This is a genomic window from Oharaeibacter diazotrophicus (assembly GCF_004362745.1).
In the GTDB taxonomy this organism is placed as follows: domain Bacteria; phylum Pseudomonadota; class Alphaproteobacteria; order Rhizobiales; family Pleomorphomonadaceae; genus Oharaeibacter; species Oharaeibacter diazotrophicus.
Window position 1 is genome coordinate 576,444 of sequence record NZ_SNXY01000007.1, and the last position, 15,819, is coordinate 592,262.

At 70.5% G+C, this 15,819-nt stretch carries 11 protein-coding genes and 2 CRISPR repeat arrays; of the genes, 3 read left to right on the forward strand and 8 right to left on the reverse strand.

Annotated elements, in window-relative coordinates; all coding sequences use genetic code 11:
* Positions 1 to 27 precede the first annotated feature (27 nt).
* Positions 28 to 312: a hypothetical protein gene (locus tag EDD54_RS11265; protein WP_126541260.1), complete on the forward strand. Its 285-nt coding sequence runs from the start codon at positions 28 to 30 to the stop codon at positions 310 to 312.
* A 104-nt stretch (positions 313 to 416) separates the two neighbouring features.
* On the forward strand, positions 417 to 911 hold the full coding sequence (locus tag EDD54_RS11270; protein WP_126541261.1) for a hypothetical protein: 495 nt from the start codon (positions 417 to 419) through the stop codon (positions 909 to 911).
* A gap of 582 nt (positions 912 to 1,493) precedes the next feature.
* Positions 1,494 to 3,540: direct repeats of the CRISPR family, unit length 37 nt; unit sequence GCTTCAATGAGGTCCCGGCCGTTGGGCCGGGAAGTAG.
* A 259-nt stretch (positions 3,541 to 3,799) separates the two neighbouring features.
* Here EDD54_RS11270 and cas2 read toward each other — a convergent pair.
* Both cas2 and cas1 read right to left on the reverse strand, forming a co-directional pair.
* A complete protein-coding gene (gene cas2, locus EDD54_RS11275; RefSeq protein WP_126541262.1) occupies positions 3,800 to 4,123 on the reverse strand; it encodes a CRISPR-associated endonuclease Cas2 in 324 nt (107 codons plus the stop codon).
* Between the two features lie 13 nt (positions 4,124 to 4,136).
* Positions 4,137 to 5,132 (reverse strand): CRISPR-associated endonuclease Cas1, encoded by a 996-nt coding sequence (gene cas1 / locus EDD54_RS11280; protein ID WP_245515728.1) that lies wholly within the window; start codon positions 5,130 to 5,132, stop codon positions 4,137 to 4,139.
* Between the two features lie 140 nt (positions 5,133 to 5,272).
* Between cas1 and EDD54_RS23645 the strand changes: the two genes are divergently transcribed.
* The gene (locus EDD54_RS23645; RefSeq protein WP_281009952.1) at positions 5,273 to 5,404 is read left to right on the forward strand and encodes a hypothetical protein; all 132 of its coding nucleotides are present in this window, start codon (positions 5,273 to 5,275) and stop codon (positions 5,402 to 5,404) included.
* A 367-nt stretch (positions 5,405 to 5,771) separates the two neighbouring features.
* On the opposite strand, the gene csb2 is transcribed toward EDD54_RS23645, so the two are convergent.
* The 6 genes from csb2 to EDD54_RS11310 all read right to left on the reverse strand — a co-directional run bounded on the left by csb2 (position 5,772) and on the right by EDD54_RS11310 (position 15,772).
* Positions 5,772 to 7,940 carry a type I-G CRISPR-associated protein Csb2 gene (gene csb2, locus EDD54_RS11285; protein ID WP_126541264.1) on the reverse strand — a complete coding sequence of 723 codons (2,169 nt, stop codon included), beginning with the start codon at positions 7,938 to 7,940 and terminating at the stop codon, positions 5,772 to 5,774.
* A gap of 46 nt (positions 7,941 to 7,986) precedes the next feature.
* Complete coding sequence (cas7g, locus tag EDD54_RS11290) at positions 7,987 to 9,093, reverse strand: type I-G CRISPR-associated RAMP protein Csb1/Cas7g (protein WP_126541265.1); 1,107 nt, start codon at positions 9,091 to 9,093, stop codon at positions 7,987 to 7,989.
* Complete coding sequence (cas8g2, locus tag EDD54_RS11295) at positions 9,090 to 9,992, reverse strand: type I-G CRISPR-associated protein Cas8g2 (protein ID WP_207620267.1); 903 nt, start codon at positions 9,990 to 9,992, stop codon at positions 9,090 to 9,092. The genes cas7g and cas8g2 overlap by 4 nt, the downstream gene beginning before the upstream one ends.
* The gene (gene cas3g, locus EDD54_RS11300) at positions 9,992 to 12,790 is read right to left on the reverse strand and encodes a type I-G CRISPR-associated helicase/endonuclease Cas3g (protein ID WP_133673996.1); all 2,799 of its coding nucleotides are present in this window, start codon (positions 12,788 to 12,790) and stop codon (positions 9,992 to 9,994) included. Before cas3g ends, cas8g2 begins: the two co-directional genes overlap by 1 nt.
* A gap of 486 nt (positions 12,791 to 13,276) precedes the next feature.
* Positions 13,277 to 13,862: a CRISPR direct-repeat array (repeat unit 34 nt; unit sequence GTCTCAATCCGCGTTCGAGCGGAACCCGGACGAG).
* Positions 13,863 to 13,864: 2 nt separating this feature from the next.
* Positions 13,865 to 15,046: a hypothetical protein gene (locus EDD54_RS11305; RefSeq protein ID WP_133673998.1), complete on the reverse strand. Its 1,182-nt coding sequence runs from the start codon at positions 15,044 to 15,046 to the stop codon at positions 13,865 to 13,867.
* 177 nt (positions 15,047 to 15,223) lie between these two features.
* Entirely contained in the window at positions 15,224 to 15,772 is a 549-nt protein-coding gene (locus tag EDD54_RS11310) for a flavin reductase family protein (RefSeq protein WP_126541268.1), read from the reverse strand.
* Positions 15,773 to 15,819 lie beyond the last annotated feature (47 nt).

The following is a 15,819-nucleotide window of genomic DNA, read 5'->3' on the forward strand; positions in this document are numbered from 1 at the left end:
TCTTACGATGCCGGCTGGGATGGTTACATGGCGGAGAGGCCGCAGCAGGGCGCTCTGTTGCTTGCAGGTTATTTTCTGTCAAACTTGAATTTAAAGTCGTCATCTAAGGTCTTTGCCGACTTGCATGCAGATGGTCGCGCCGTGATCGCGCTTTTTTCAGAGCACGGATCCATCGAAATCACCTTTAGTAATGATAGTATCGCTTGGGCGGCAGATGGTAAGGATATTGACGCCTGGGGAGAAGACAAGTACGCAAGAGGCTCTACGATTCCTAGTGAGCTTGTGGAACTTTGTGCAGCGCTGTCGATCTGAATGCGGAGTGTGCATTTTGCTCAAGGCTGTTTCAGGGCAGCCCTATTGGGCGAGCTGCAATTATTGACGCAGAGGCGATGAATTGCGCATGCGATCAATGTTCAGTGTCGCGCTATTCTCCTGGCGTCGTTATGGATGAGGAGATGATAATTAGACTGGTGGTTTCTCCGGCAGATATTCATCCAACCGAAGATCGGATAATTTCTTCAGCGCTCTCTTCGGCGGAGAGTTTTGGTCTTTCTACTCTTCGTTCGCGCTATGCAACGGAGGTAGATATTATTGAGACGGCAGAGGAAGTACTGGCGCGCGCTACAAAAAATTCTGGTTCTAGAAGGTATCTAGTGGGGGCCTTTGAGGCACCAGTAGCCTTGTTTAGGCGCATGGATGCGAACAAAAAGCTAACCAGAGTCTATGGTGTTTATGATACTGCTATGGTAAATCGACGTTCTCACGCAGACGTGTTTATGGCCCTCTCGAATTTTGCGGGGGGTGCAAGAGATAAAGCTAGAAAGAATATGTTGAGGCTACTTATGGATTATTTCCATCCCGTAAGAGACTTCCGAGGAGGTCTGATTGCGAGATTTGGACAGGACGCCTGAGGCGCCGATTCTGCTTTGCGATTAAATGACAATATACGCAAGAGTGAAATTTTCCCCTTGAGGATGAGTGCTGCCAATGCATGCTTGGTGATAGTCGATTCGATGTGCTCGAGTGTCTGGAGGAAGCCCGAGCAATTGCCGTGCGATCCGTCGGCGGGTTTGACAAATCGCCCGTAAGTCATTGATGGTCAGTAGCTGGTTTGACGCAGGCTGCTTTTTCAACTATCTGATAATATGATCGAAATTGCGGATTGTGGCTCCGAAGGTCGCTGGTTCAAGCCCAGCCAGCTGTACCACCCCTCTCCCTCTGCAAAACGACGATCGGGTCGGCGACGACGGCGGTTCGACACGGCCCTTCCGGCCGCCCGCCTCGGCCCCCGTACGGTCGCACGGACCACCGAACCGCCGCAGATCGTCGCGGCCCCCCCGTCGCCTGGACGTCTCGAGCCGTCGGGCCGGGGCCCGATCCCGCTCGACCGCGACGTCATGCCGTCAGCCCCGGCCGAGACGCTTCGACGAGGCCCGGCCGTCGGGCCGGGAAGTGGTGCTGCCGGAAGGCGTCACCCGCCTGCGCTTCGCGACGCTTGAATGAGGTCCCGGCCGTTGGGCCGGGAAGTGGACAAGGCGTTCGACGAGGCCGCGGGCCGCGAGTACGCGCTTCAATGAGGTCCCGGCCGTTGGGCCGGGAAGTAGTCGGTGAAGTCGCCGACGGCGTAGCCCCGGCCGTAGTCGCTTCAATGAGATCCCGGCCGTTGGGCCGGGAAGTAGCTCGCCGGACCTCTGCGACGCCGCGCGCGAGGACTGGTCGCTTCAATGAGGTCCCGGCCGTTGGGCCGGGAAGTAGCGACGGGCGACGCACAAGACCTTACCGCCGATCAAGTGCTTCAATGAGGTCCCGGCCGTTGGGCCGGGAAGTAGGACGCGGGCCGACGCCGCGGAAATCCGGGAAAATATGCTGCAATGAGGTCCCGGCCGTTGGGCCGGGAAGTAGTGGTGCGGTGCGACCTCGCTTTCCGAGGCGTCGTTGTCGGCTTCAATGAGGTCCCGGCCGTTGGGCCGGGAAGTAGGGTTTCCGTTGATTTCGCACCTGATGGGCGTGACTGGCTTCAATGAGGTCCCGGCCGTTGGGCCGGGAAGTAGCTCCGGTGCGTTCAACCAGCGCCGGCAGGAGAACATGCTTCAATGAGGTCCCGGCCGTTGGCCGGGAAGTAGGTAGTAGGTCGAGGCCCCGGGCGCCGACAGGACGCGGCTTCAATGAGGTCCCGGCCGTTGGGCCGGGAAGTAGTCGAGGCTTTCCAGGCGCTGAGCTACGTCGCCGAACAGCTTCAATGAGTTCCCGGCCGTTGGGCCGGGAAGTAGGCGTGCGGCCGGCGATGAATTCGCGCAGGGCCGGGCTGCTTCAATGAGGTCCCGGCCGTTGGGCCGGGAAGTAGCCGCAGCGGCTGGCCGCCCTCGTCGGTGTGGGTCTCCTCGCTTCAATGAGGTCCCGGCCGTTGGGCCGGGAAGTAGCGAGTTCATCAAGCTCGCCCGTGACGGCGCGGAAGTGCTTCAATGAGGTCCCGGCCGTTGGGCCGGGAAGTAGGGCACACGATCGGGACCGGGGCAGGTGCAGGTGTGCCACGTGGCGCTTCAATGAGGTCCCGGCCGTTGGGCCGGGAAGTAGCTGCCTGATGCTGGCCGGCTGCATCACCACCGAGAAAGCGCTTCAATGAGGTCCCGGCCGTTGGGCGGGGAAGTAGGATCTCTACCCGGGGGCCTTCGTGCGGACGATCGGCACGCTTCAATGAGGTCCCGGCCGTTGGGCCGGGAAGTAGGGCGCGCATCCGGTCGAGCGTCACCAGCGTGTCGCGGCTTCAATGAGGTCCCGGCCGCTGGGCCGGGAAGTAGTCGCCTACATGTCCCGGACGACGACGATCGTGCACGTGCTTCAATGAGGTCCCGGCCGTTGGGCCGGGAAGTAGGCGGCGGCGGCGGCTCCGGCGGCGGCGTCACCTCGGCGCTTCAATGAGGTCCCGGCCGTTGGGCCGGGAAGTAGCCGAGACGACCGCGATCTCCTGGTGCGACGCGACGTGGCTTCAATGAGGTCCCGGCCGTTGGGCCGGGAAGTAGGCCGGTGGGTCTCGATCTCGACGTCGGTCGCCTCGCCGCTTCAATGAGGTCCCGGCCGTTGGGCCGGGAAGTAGACGGAACTTGGACCCGGACGACCCTGTAGAGCAGGCCGCTTCAATGAGGTCCCGGCCGTTGGGCCGGGAAGTAGGGTTTCGGTTCCGGGGAAAAGCGCCCGGCATTCGGCGTCGCTTCAATGAGGTCCCGGCCGTTGGGCCGGGAAGTAGACGCCGGAGTGGCGAAGCTGGCGGGATGGGCGACGGCGCTTCAATGAGGTCCCGGCCGTTGGGCCGGGAAGTAGCGGCATCCAGTCGCACCACCACGCTCGGCGGATCGCGCTTCAATGAGGTCCCGGCCGTTGGGCCGGGAAGTAGATCATCGTGCACGAGTTCCACGCCGGCCTCTGGGTCGCTTCAATGAGGTCCCGGCCGTTGGGCCGGGAAGTAGGCCGGACACTGCGTTGGACACGCGGCGCTGCTCTTCCTTGCTTCAATGAGGTCCCGGCCGTTGGGCCGGGAAGTAGGCCCCCTTGCATTTTCCCTGCGGGACGAAGGGCTCGCGAGTGCAGATGCGAGGGGTCGCCGGCAGGGCCGTCGCCGGTTCGTACGACGAGGCCCGACAGAGCTGGACGATATCAAAGAACGTGATCCACCTCGACGGTTTGGCCGGGTGCGAGCGCTGGCGCCGGTTCGGGTTGCGACGGACCGCTCGCGGGAGTGTAGCGCAGCGCGAGGCGGTGGTCGCGGGTGCAGCCGCCGATTTCGGCCCGACCTCGCCGACCGTCAGATCACCACCGCCTCGCGCACGATTGGCGCGAAGCTCTTGCCGAGGCTCTCGACCTGCAGGTCGACGTCGTCGGCCGGGCCGAGGTCCAGGATGAGGACGTGGTCGCTGCCGTGGTCGATCGACGCTTCCAGGGCGGCGGCCATCTCGATGCGGCGGCCGCCGTCGAGCCGGCAATGGAAGACGGAGAGCTGCAGCCAGCGGCCGTAGCCCTTCATGATCTTGAAGACGCGCCGCCAGCGCTTCGGATCGGCGATGTCGTAGGTGACGACATAGGCGTGTTCGGCGTTGGAGCGGCGGGCCGGCGCGGGCGTGGCGGGCATTGTGGCGGTTCCGTCAGCGCGGGACGTAGTGCGGATAGCGCGGGATCTCGCCGGCGCAGAAGCGGGCGAACAGGCGCGCCTGCACCTGGATCAGCCGGCGCATGGAGATCTGGTAGCCGAAGGCGGGATGGGTGGTTTCCTGGTCGAGCCGGCGTTCGTAGGCGGCGACGAGGGTGCGACGGGACCTCGGCGTCAGGTTGCAGCCGCCGGCGGCGAAGACGAAGTCGTCCGATCCGAGTTCGCCGTTGTTCAGCGCCATCAGCACGGCGCTGTCGGCGAGCAGCGGGCGGAACGGCTCGATCAGGTCCAGCGCCAGTGCCGGACGGCCGGGGCGTTCGACGTGGTAGACGCCCTTCCACGGGTCGAGGCCCACCGCCGAGGTGGCCGAGGCGAAGGTGCGCGTGAGGAGGGCGTAGGCCAGCGACAGGCAGGCGTTGACCGGATCGGCCGGCGGGCGGCGGTTGCGCCGCTCGAACGCGAAGGCCGGCATGGTGGCGACGGGCTCGGCGAACAGTTTCGGCAGGGCGCGGAAGTAGAGCGCGGCCGCCTCGCCCTCGAGGCCGAGCAGGCCGTCGCGGGTCTCTGCGCGGGCCGTACGGTCGGCGAGGAGGGCGAGACGGTCGAGCACGGGGCCGCGCTCGCCGGTCTCGCCGCGCCAGTTGCGGCGCAGCATGGTGCGGCCGTTGCGGATCTTCGCCGCGACCAGTTCGCGGGCGAAGGCGAGGCGGCGGGCGTCGTCGGCGGCGAAGGTGTATTGCGCAGTGCGGTTGACGGCGCTCTTCGGGCCCTCGCGGCCGGTCGAGCCGAGATACCAGAAGCCGGAGGACATCCAGGTGACGGAGACGTCGCGGCGCAGGAGTTCGTGCACCGCCGGCGTCGTCAGCGACACCGGGCCGGCGAGGACGACGTCGGAGACCTCGTCGAGCGGCACGGTGCGGTCGGCCTCGCCCTCCACCTGGATCACCAGCGTGAAGTCCTTCTTGGTGATGCGCGCCCCCGGCGTCTGCACGTAGAGCGGCAGGGCGGGGGTGGCCGGCGGCGGCGGCGTCGACGCTGCCCGCCCATTCCCCGCGCCCCCATTCGAGCACGGCGAGGCGCGGGCAACAGCCCCACTCGTTGACCATGCGCGCGGGAACGAGGATCTCGTCGATGCCGGCGCTCGGCGCGAACAGCGGCAGTTCGCCCTGGCGCGACGACGTGGGCGTGGCGGCAGGGGGCGGCGTGGTCGATTTCGTATCGGAAGGAGACATGGCGGATCTCCTGCACGGACAGGGTGCATGAAACGGGCCGGTCGTGTCCGGCGGCAATCATGCGTGCCGGGAGCAGCTCCGGCCTGGACGAGCCGCGACCGCCGCCGCCGATCTCCTCGTCGGAGCGGCGGCCGTGGGGGCGGCGGTGGGCTCCCTGTTCGCATCGGCGAGCCGGGACCCGTCCCGGTCGCGACGTTACCGGCGCGGCGTCGCAGCGTTGCCCGATGCCGATTGTGCCGGGTGAATCGGTCAGCGGACGCGGTCGTGAAGGCGCCCGCGTCTCCAGCTGCGTGGCCGGCCGCGAGGCGCGCCGCGTCTCGCTCCGCGCATGGACCTGCACGGCGCTGCCCACGGTCGAGCGGCGACTTCGGATGTGGTTCCGCGCCCGGACCTCGCCCTCAACGCCCCTCCACCCCGCGGAACAGGCCGCCGCCCGTGTGCGCGTCGCGGCCGAGGAGGATGGGCCCCTCGACGGCCACGGCGAAGTCGAGCCGCAGGCGGGCGGCGAGGCCGCCGCGGCGGCCGCGGGCGAGGTCCAGAACGGTGACCACCGGCGACGGCAGCCCGAATGTGCGGCAGGCCGAGGCGGCGTCGTCGGCGACGAAGGCGGCGGGATCGGCGCGGCGGCCGGGATGGCGGCACGGGCAGTAGGGCGTCGCCGAGACGAAGCTCCGGAATGGGCCGATCAGCGGGTCGCCGTCGCCAGGCTCGCGCAGCGGGGCGAGCGTGAAGCGCCCGGCGGTGCCGGCCCTGAGGTCGACGAGACCGGCGAGCGCCTCGTCCAACCGGCGGCACTCGCGTTCGTAGGGCAGGTCGCGGCCGCGGGGGCGGCGGTCGACCCGGTGCGGGGCGATGGCGAGGAGGCGCGGCGCCGGCCCGGGGTCCAGGGCTACGAAAAGGTGGGCGTGCGGTTCGGCGGCGCAGGGGCTCCCGTCGGCCTCGTGGCCCGAGAAGAACGCCGGCAGACCGTCGCGTTGCCCGAGGTGGGAACCGACCCGTGCCATCAGGGCCCGGCGGAAGGCGGCGACCAGCGCCGGACCGGCGGCCTCGGCCACCGGTTCGGCGAGCGCGAAGGCGACGATGGCGGGCGCCGTCCGCGATGGCCGGAACAGGCCGAGGCCGAGGAAACGGCCGTCACCGACGACGACCGGGCCGGCGATCGGCCGCGGGAAGTCCAGTTCGGCGTGGACGAGACGGCCGGGATCGAACCGGCCCGCGTCGAGCGTGTCCGCCCGGGTGCCGTGGGCGTCGAAGGGCTCGCGCTGGATCCGCACCGCCGCCGCCGTGGAGTCCAGACCGGCATGGCGCAGCGCCTGCAGCAGGGCCTTGGCCGCATCGGCCTCGGAGCGGAGCCGCTCCGCGCCGCCACCGCCACGGTGGGGCGTTCGCGGCAGCGCGACCGGCGTGACGCTCCGCCAGCGCCGGGACGGTGAGCCCGCGTAGTGGCCGAGCATGCCGCGCTCTTCCGCTTCCATCAGGATGGGGCCGTCGTCGTCCGGCGCTTCGCCAGTCTTCGGATCGACGTCGCCGAGGTCGAGGCCGGAGAGGCCCCAGCGCAGATCGTCCGGGAGCAGGGGACATTCCGCCGGCACGCGCACGGCGACCCGGCGAATGCCGAAGTCGGACTGCGCGTGTCCGATCGAGGGCAGCGGCAGGAAGGCGAGCCGGCGCCGCTTGTCCGCGTCGCCGGCGCCTTCGCCGCGGACGATGCGGCGGATCTCGGCCTCGCGGCCCGGCATCGCCGCGATCAGGCGCTCGGCGAGACGGTCGCGTACGGTTTCGGCGAGGCGGAGCGCGGTCCGGCCGTCGCGGACGACGCGCTCGCCGGTCGGCCGGACGAGATCGTAGAGCAGGACCTGGTCAGGGGCGTCGTAGGGAACCAGCAACGGCGTCGGCCTCGGCGCCTGGGTGAAGACCGTTCGCCGGCTGCGGCCGTCGGCCCGGGCCTCGAACCGCTTCAGCGTCGCGGCGTGGCGCGCGGCGAGCTGGTCGAAGCTGCCCGCCCCCGGGCAGGGGAGGCTCGACACGCCCGCACCGCCGGGCCGGAACACCGGTCCGCCGTGGTCCGTCAGCCGGCGCTCCGCTTCGGCGGCCTCGAGGATCTCGCCGCGTGCGAAGGCCGGGTCGATGCCCCGGCCGAGGGTGTGCAGCCGCTCGGCGAGCCCGAGCAGGTCGGCGGCGGGGGCGCCGTCGCCGGCGAGGCGCCAGACGTAGAGCAACGGCACGTCCGGATCGAACAGGCGCGGGCGGAAGGTCTTGGTCGAGCCGCGGATCTCGGCGACGCGGTCCGGGTCGCCGTCGACGGCGTCGAGGTCGTTGTTCGGCACGTAGATCGTGGTCGAACGGGCCACCGTCGTGAACGGCGCCGCGATCGTCGGCGGGGGCAGACGCTCCAACCAGCGGAACACGGCCTGCTTGGGCGCCGGATCCTCGGCACCCCATTGCCCGGCGAACGCCCCCGCGACCAGCGCCGAGAACAGGCGGAACGGCGAGGGCGGCCAGTCCCCGAGGCCGTGGAAGCGGCCGGTGACGAGGCGGATCTCGAGGTACAGAGCGAGCTCGGTCATGGCGCCGTGCCCGCGCGACCGGGGGTGGATCTGGACGGTACAGGGGTCATCCGGCCGCCTTCGCCTTCTTGGCGGCCTTGGCGTCCTTCTTGGCGTCGAGGGCACCCTGCGCCCGGGCCTTGTCGAAAGTGACCGTGCGGGTTCCCGGGACGACGCCGTATGCGGCGGCGGCCGCCGCGGCGATGCGGAACGCCTCGTCGGGGTTGAGCCGGATCGGCCGCCGCGTGCCGTCGCGCCCGACCAGGTCCCACACCGGCGGCACGGCGGGATCGGGCGTCAGCAGGCAGCCCTGGCGCAGGAAGGACTCGCCCGGGTCGGCGGCGGCGACGAGGGCGAGGCCGAGCACGTACGCCCGCAGGTCCGGCCCCCTGTCGCCGCCGATTTGGCGGAGGGCGACGAGGTTGATCGTGACGTCGCGGCGGATTTCGCCGCGGACGTGGACGCCGCCGAGGACCTGTTCCTTGCGGGCATCGTCGCGCCAGACCGCCGGGGCGTGCCGGAAGCCCTGGGCCGAGCGAGTGTCGTTCTGGGCCTTGTCGGACGTCTCCGCCAGCGCCCCTTCGGCGACGTAGTCTATCGGCGGATTGTACTGCGCTGCGCGGTGCAGGATGTCGACGTCCCAGGCGCGGATCACCGCTTGCACGATGCGCGGCAGCTTCGCCTGGGTTTCGCGGCTGTCCCAGGCGCCGAACAGCAGCGACGTCGGCGCCAGCTTGGCGATCGCGGTCGCGTCGCCGTCGCGCAGCAGCGCCGCGAAGGCCGCCCGCGCTTCGTCGGCGAGCTCGGTGCAGCGCACCAGCGCGTCGCCGAGGCGGTGGCCGACGTCGAGCAGGTCAACCACCTTGTCGTTGCCGACGACGATTTCGACATGCGGGACGAGAGCCGACAGCGGATTCTCCGGCCGGCCGGGCCGCGCCTTCTTGAACAGCGGCTCCATCCGGTTCGCCTGGGCGCCGACGCTGTCGATGGTCGCGACCTTGGTTCCGTCCGCGAGCTCGTCGATCGAGTAGCCGATGTCGGCGTAGGTCGGCGGGAAGATCACGCCGCTCTCGCCCTCCACCGGCAGGAGCCTGCGGCGCAGCACCAGCGCGACGGGGCCGCGCGGATCCTCGGTCATGGATGCGATCAGCGTATCGGTGAGCGTTTCGGTCATCGGACGGGTTCCTCGCGGACGGACGTGATGGCGCGCGCCTGGTTCTCCTGGCCCGGCCAGTCGAGACACATGCGGAAAATGCGTGTCGGGATACCGAGATCGGCCGCCCCGAGCAGTGGACGGGCGAGCGACGGCGGCACCGAGCGGCCCCAGGCCGCATATCGGTAGACCAGCTTGTCGCGCGGGTCCGGCCGCTCCGGGCGCGCGTTCTCGAGTCCGATCGCGGCCAGCACTTCGACCAGCGGGAAGCCGGTCATGACGTAGCCCGAGTGGGCGTTGGGGGCGAAGCCGGCATCGAACGGGATGTTGCCGCCGCGATAGTCGAGCCGGAGGTTGCTCGTCTGCGGCGCGGACACCGGCAGCGGGTCCTTCGTGCCGAACGGATCGGCGACGGCCGCGGCGAGCCGGTTGCCGTCGAGGGGGCGGATCTGGTCGAGCATGTCGCGGACGAGGGCCGTCCCGGAATAGCCCGCCATGCCGGCCCAGAACTTGACGCTGTCGAGCCCGACGACGGACCGGTCGACCCAATGGGTGATCGGAACGGCCCGCGTGCCGTCCGGCGAGAGAAGACGGCAGGGCAGCGCACTCGGCGTGTTCGGCAGCGGGCAGGGGAAGAGGCCCTGCGGCATCTCGGACGTCGGAACCCCGGCCTCCTTCGCGGCCAGATCGGAGCCGGACGGCGCATCGGCCTCCGCCCGCGCCTCCGCCAGGAACTCCAGCACCGCCGCCACCGGGTTCCGCTCGCCCGCGGCCGACAGGTGGAACCGCGTGTCGGCGCCGGACCAGTCGAAGCCGCCCTCCGCGCCGCCGAGCAGGATCTCGGCCGCCTCCATGAGGCCGAGGCAGGCGAACACCTGGCCGGGGTTGCCGAGGTCGACCGGGATCGAGGCCCGCGCCATCACGCCGTCTCCCCGTCGGTGCCGCGCCGTTCGTTGCGGCGCGAAGCGGCCCAGTCGGCGGCCCGAAACACCGCCTCCCACCACGCGAGACCCCAGGGGCCCCAGCGCCGTTGCAGCCGGGCGAAGCGGAGCGCCGCCTCCATCGCGACCGGCTGCAGCATCGACGGCGGCAGCGACCGGCGCGCCGGCTTTCCGGGGCCGGCCCGGCGCGGCGACGGCAGCACGGCGCGGATCGTCGGCCGGGCGTGGCCGTGGTGCGCGGCGACGAGGTGCAGGGCTAGATCGCGCAGATCGTCCTGCAGGGCCGCGAGTTCGTCGTCGTCGAGGGCTTCCACCAGCGAGCCGAATTCGTGGCGATAGCCGCCGAGGTCGCCGAGGAAGCGCGGGTTCACCGTCTTGGCGAAGGGCCGGCCGGCCTTCGGCGCGCCCATGGCGTCCTGCCACGCGTCGACGTCCTTGCCGCGGTCGTGCAGGCGCGCGGCGGCGGCGAGCATCCGTCGATGGGGCTCGTCGAGGTCGAGCACGCTCGACAGGCGTTCGGCCTCCTCGACGATCATGGCGGTGTGGTCGACGAGGCTCTGGGCCCGGCTCGCCAAGGCGGCGTCGGCTCGCGCGGCGAGATCCGCCGGACGCAATTCGACGACGAGCGCCTCGCGGTCCGTCGCGTCCTCGTCGCCGAGCAGGAGGCGGAAAGCCGTCGCGCGCGCTGTCTCGGCCGCGGCCGGGCGCACCGCCACCGTGAAGCCGACGTCGGCGCGCTCGGCCGCCGTCCAGCCGGATGCGTCGTCGTCCCGCGGCAGGTCGCCGTCGATCGTCGGGACCGGAGCGTCGGGGGCGGCTTCCGTCAGCAGGCCGGCGCCGTCGAGACCGCCGAGCGCCGCGTCGAGGACGAGCGTCCGGCCGACCCACGCCCGCTTCAACTTCTCGAGCTCGCGCGGGGTGGCGAGAGCCCGGGCGAGTTCGTCGGCCCGCCGGCCGTCGACCGCCTCGCCGTCGTCGGCGAGCACGAACAGGACCCCGGGACGGAGCCCTCGCCCCGTCGGTGCGGCGTCGGCGTCCCCGGCCGTCCGCGGCCGTTGGAAACCGCCGACGAGGCGCTTCTGGAGGGTCTGCACCACCCGAAGGACCGGCGCCTCGAGCGTCTCGGACGGATGGATCGGGGCGGCCTCGAAGAAGTCCGTCGCCCGATCGAGCAGCGCCGCGTCGGCGTCCGCGCTCTCCGCCGGCCACGGCAGATGGCGCCTCCAGGCGACGCGCATCTGCGGTTCGTCGTCGACCCAGCCGCGCAGCCAGGGATCGATCGCGTCCGGCCGGCCGGTGTGCCGTTTCAAGCCGGTGAGCGACCACGCCTCCAGGAGCGCCGTGGTCAACGGCGGCGCGAGCGGGTCCGGCGTGGTCGCCGCCGCGATGACCGCCGCGACGGCCGGATCGGCCTCGGCGCGCTCGGCGAGCAGTCGGACGCCCTCGATGCTGCCGTCGAGCGTGCCGTCGGGCAGCGCGGGCAGCGCCAGGAGGGCGGCGAGGCGGCGGCGCCTCGTCTCCACGTCGTCCGGGCTCTTCGCCTCGCCCGGCGGCGCGACCACGACGACCGGCGCCGACGCCGCCTCGCCACGCCGGTTGACCCGGCCGAGGCGCTGGATCATCCGCTCGTGGGCGACGAGGTCGGAGACCATGGCGTCGGCATCGAGGTCGACACCGACCTCGCCGGCCGAGGTCGCGACCAGGAAGGCCGGGCCGGCGGCGCCGTCCGTCCGGATGCCGTCGCGGAACCGGCGCATCGCCGGATGGTCCGCCAACGCCTCGCGTTCCTTCACGCGCCGCTCGCCGGTCATCAGCACGAGATCCGCCGCCCCGCCCGCCTTCTTCAGCGCGGCGATCCGTTTCTCGAGCGCCGCGTGCACCTTGCGGGCGGCGTCGCGACGATCGCAGTAGACGACGACGCGGACGGCGGCGCGTCCTTCGTCCGCCGCGTCCCACGCGCGCGAGGCCAGTTCCGCGTCGAGTGCGCCGAGACCGTCGTCCGCGAGAAGCGTGATCGGCTTCGGAGCGGCGAGGCGCCGGCGGACACGGTCGTCGGCCCGGTCGGTCGCGTCGAGCGCGAAGGGAGCCCCTCCCGTCGTCGCGGCGGTCGCGGACAGCGCCATCACCGTCAGCCGAGGCGGCAGGGTGGCGCCGGCGACCGGTCCGAGATCCGCCGCCGCGGCGAGCAGGCGGGCGAAGGCCGGGGAGAGATGGGCCTCGTCGAGCACGACGAGCGTGTCCTGCGCGATCAGCCCCGCGTGCACCGACCGCGCCCGCTGTCCGACGCCGTAGCCCTGGAACAGCAGCCGCGAGCCGATCATGTCGACCGTGCCGACGACGATCGCGGGCCGGGTGGGATCCTCCAGCCAGAGCCTGTTGTCGGCGAAGCGGCCGCGCAGGGTCGAGACGGCGAGGGTCGCGCCGGGGCCGAGCCCGAGGCCGGCGCGCAAGCCGGCGGCGATCGTCGATTCGGACCCGAGCGCCAGGGCGATGCGCGTCGCCAGCTCGGTCGCCTGATCGACGATCGCGCGCCGGTCGACCACGTAGACGAGCCGGCGCGGCACCGGCGCGCCGCGGGCGCGGGCGATGAGCCAGAGCGCCATCACCGACGACTTGCCGAGACCGGTCGGTATGTCCAGGCGATCGGGGAGGCGGCCCGCGAGGAACCGCTCGTAGAGCCGGATCTGCCAGGGATAGGGCATCCGGGCCGGTCCGGCCGCGTCCGCGCCGTCCGAGGTCAGGGCCGCGAAAGCGGAGCCGACGTCGTCCGCGTCCATCGATGGCGTGTCCGGTTCCAGGTCCGACCCCCCCCCCCCGCCCGGCCCGAGCGCGTCGGGCCGGCTGAGCCATGGGTCGATATGCTCGCGTGTCGATTGTCCGTGATGTTAGCAGGAGTTGTGTGCGCCGCCTAGCCGTGGTCCGCGGTCACGCCGGTCCCGAGCCCGTGATGTCGCCGCGGCGGCCGGGCGCGGACGCGACGCGGGCAGGCCGTCCACCCGACGGCCCCGTTCCGGCGGCCGTGCGCGGCACGGGGCGGCCGCGGCGCCTGCCGGCCCGATTCTCCGCCTACGGCGGAACTCGGGAGAGCCGAGCCCGATCGAGCCGACCGGGGCGCGGCCGTCGGAATCCCTCGAAAGCACTCCATCGGCAAAGGTCTTGCGAAGTGCCGACGAGCCGAAGGGGCGAGGGTCGGTCTCTCAGGTTCGCGTGGAGTTGGGTCGAGCATGGAATGTGGCGCAGACGGCTGCTCCGCTCGCCACGGGGTCTCAATCCGCGTTCGATCGGAATACGGACGAGCATGTCGACTTCCCCGGTATCGCCAAGGCGTGGCGTCTCAATCCGCGTTCGAGCAGCACACGGACGAGCATGAGGCCCTGCCCGGCTATGTGCCGCCGGTGCCGTCTCAATCCGCGTTCGAGCGGAACACGGACGAGCATACATCATGCATTTCGATCTGACGAATGCCCGTGTCTCAATCTGCGTTCAAGCGGAACCCGGACGAGCATTCTGGTCAAGAGTCTCATGGAGAGGTTCGGATAGTCTCAATCCGCGTTCGAGCGGAACCCGGACGAGCATCCCCAGAGTGGCATCGCGGCGCAGAGCCTCGACGTCTCAATCCGCGTTCGAGCGGAACCCGGACGAGTATATGGCCACCTACATCCTGGCGGCCGGCAACAAGTCTCAATCCGCGTTCGAGCGGAACCCGGACGAGCATATCACCGAAGTGGGCGAGATGGTCCTCGAAGCGTCTCAATCCGCGTTCGAGCGGAACCCGGACGAGCATTAGAATGCCCACTGATCCTGACCCGCGAAGAGTCTCAAGCCGCGTTCGAGCGGAACCCGGACGAGCATTATGGCCAAGGGGGCTCCTTTATACAGGGCGGTCTCAATCCGCGTTCGAGATGATGGTCCGCGGGATCGGCCAGCTCGATGGTGGCGAGCAGCGGCAACCTGTCGTCGCTGAAATGCCGCCACGTCAGTCCCTGTGCGCGCGCCGGCGCGATCTTCCAGGCCAGCCGTCCGCCATCGCCGCGCCGGAAAGACTCGTCGCCGAGCAGGAACGACCAGTGCCGGAACGGCGGTACCTTGCGCTCGCCGTCGGGCATCTCGCGCAGCTTGCGACGCAGCGGCACCCGCGCGCCTGTCGGTGCTCGGCTGCCGTCGGGGTCGCGGAGGTCGGTGTCGGGTCGCCAGCGCAGCAGCGTCTCGCCGTTGCCGTCGACGTAGGTCACCTCCCGCGGCGCTATGGCCAACGGCACGCGATCGGGATGGTTCTCCCGGATGTCGATGTAGGGCGCGTGGGCACGGCGCAGGCGATCGCCGAGATCCATCGCGTCCGCGAGCGTGAGGGCGCGCGCCGCGGCGAACCCTGCCTCGTCGCGCTCCGTCAACGGCTCCTTGCCGTCGCCGGACAGCTCGAGCGCCAGGATCGCGAGGCCGGAGCGGAAGACGTAGAGGTTCAGCCGGTCGACCTTCGCCGCGAAGACGCGGATCTTCTCGACCGTCTTCTTGCGCACGTGGCCGGTCTCGTCCGTGGACGTCACATCGTACTCGTCGGCGAGTTCGAAGGTCGCCGTCGCGATATCGGTGCGGCGCAACAGATAGAACGGCTCGACCCGCCCCGTCGCCTCGCGTCCCTCGGCGTAGACCGCCTCCAACACGGGCTCGCCCTCGCCGCGCCGCGTCGCACGCAGCGTGAAGCCCTGCTTGTTGAACAGGAAGTGCTGCACCGTGTCGTGGAAGAAGGTGTACTCCTCGTAGGACGCCTTCTCGTGCGCCCGCACGGCCTCCGGGTCGGTCGGGCAGGGCGGCGGTACGTGGTCGAGCGTGTCGGGGACGTGCTCCCACTTGCCGCCGGCCAGCAACTTGGCCATCTCGCCTTCGATCTCGGCGCCGATGTCGAGAGCGCGCGCTGTCCGGTGCGAGTTCCAGAACGTCGCGTCGGTGCCGGGTGGAAGGTCGAGGGCCAGCGGCCAGAACAGCGTCGCCCGGTAGAAGGCGACGCCGATCTCCGCAGGCGGGCGCGACGCCACCCCGTGCACCCACGGGCCCTTCCGCCGCGACCGGCGTCTGGGCGCGTCCGCGCCGAAGGATCGGCGCCGCCGGCGCCACCCGCTCCCCGCGTCCGCCATGCCCGAGCCCCCAGGTGCGATCGACGATCCCGAAGGGCAGCCTATTCTACCGGCGCGCGCATTCCAAGCGGGCGGGCGTCAAACGAAATGCGAGTGGTCGAACAGCGAGATCGCGCCTTCGAGTTCCTTGTGGAGGCGGTGCCAGCGGCGGTCGAGGTAGACGAGCGAATGGGCCTCGGGCGGGTCGTCGCCGGGGCGGACCTCGCCGTCGAGGAGTTCGGCCGCGACCAGCGTCGCGCCGTCGATCGGCAGCGTGCCGAGGCGGCGGGCACGGAACCAGGTGGCGACGGCGGTGTAGCGCGGCTCGCCGGTCGGCAGGCGCTCCCAGGGCGCGGCGGTGCCGAAGCGCTCCGCGCCGGGGGTGGCGCAGAGCTGCGCGAGGTCGATGTCGGAAAAGCGCAGCAGGTGGATCACCATCGTCTCGGCCCGCAGCAGCGGCTCCGACGAGCCGGAGCGGGTGGAGAGCGAGAAGGCGACCACCGGCGGTGCCGCGGCGACCGAGATCAGCGACGAGACGGTCATTGCCACCGGGCGTTCGCCGGGATCGGCCGTGATCACCGCGACGCCCGCGGGGTGGCGGCGGAAGGCCTCGCGGAAGGCGTCGGTCATGGGGTTCGGAACGGTCATCCGCGGGTACTCTCCGGGTTGGCGGCGCGGCAGGGGAAGCGAATCGG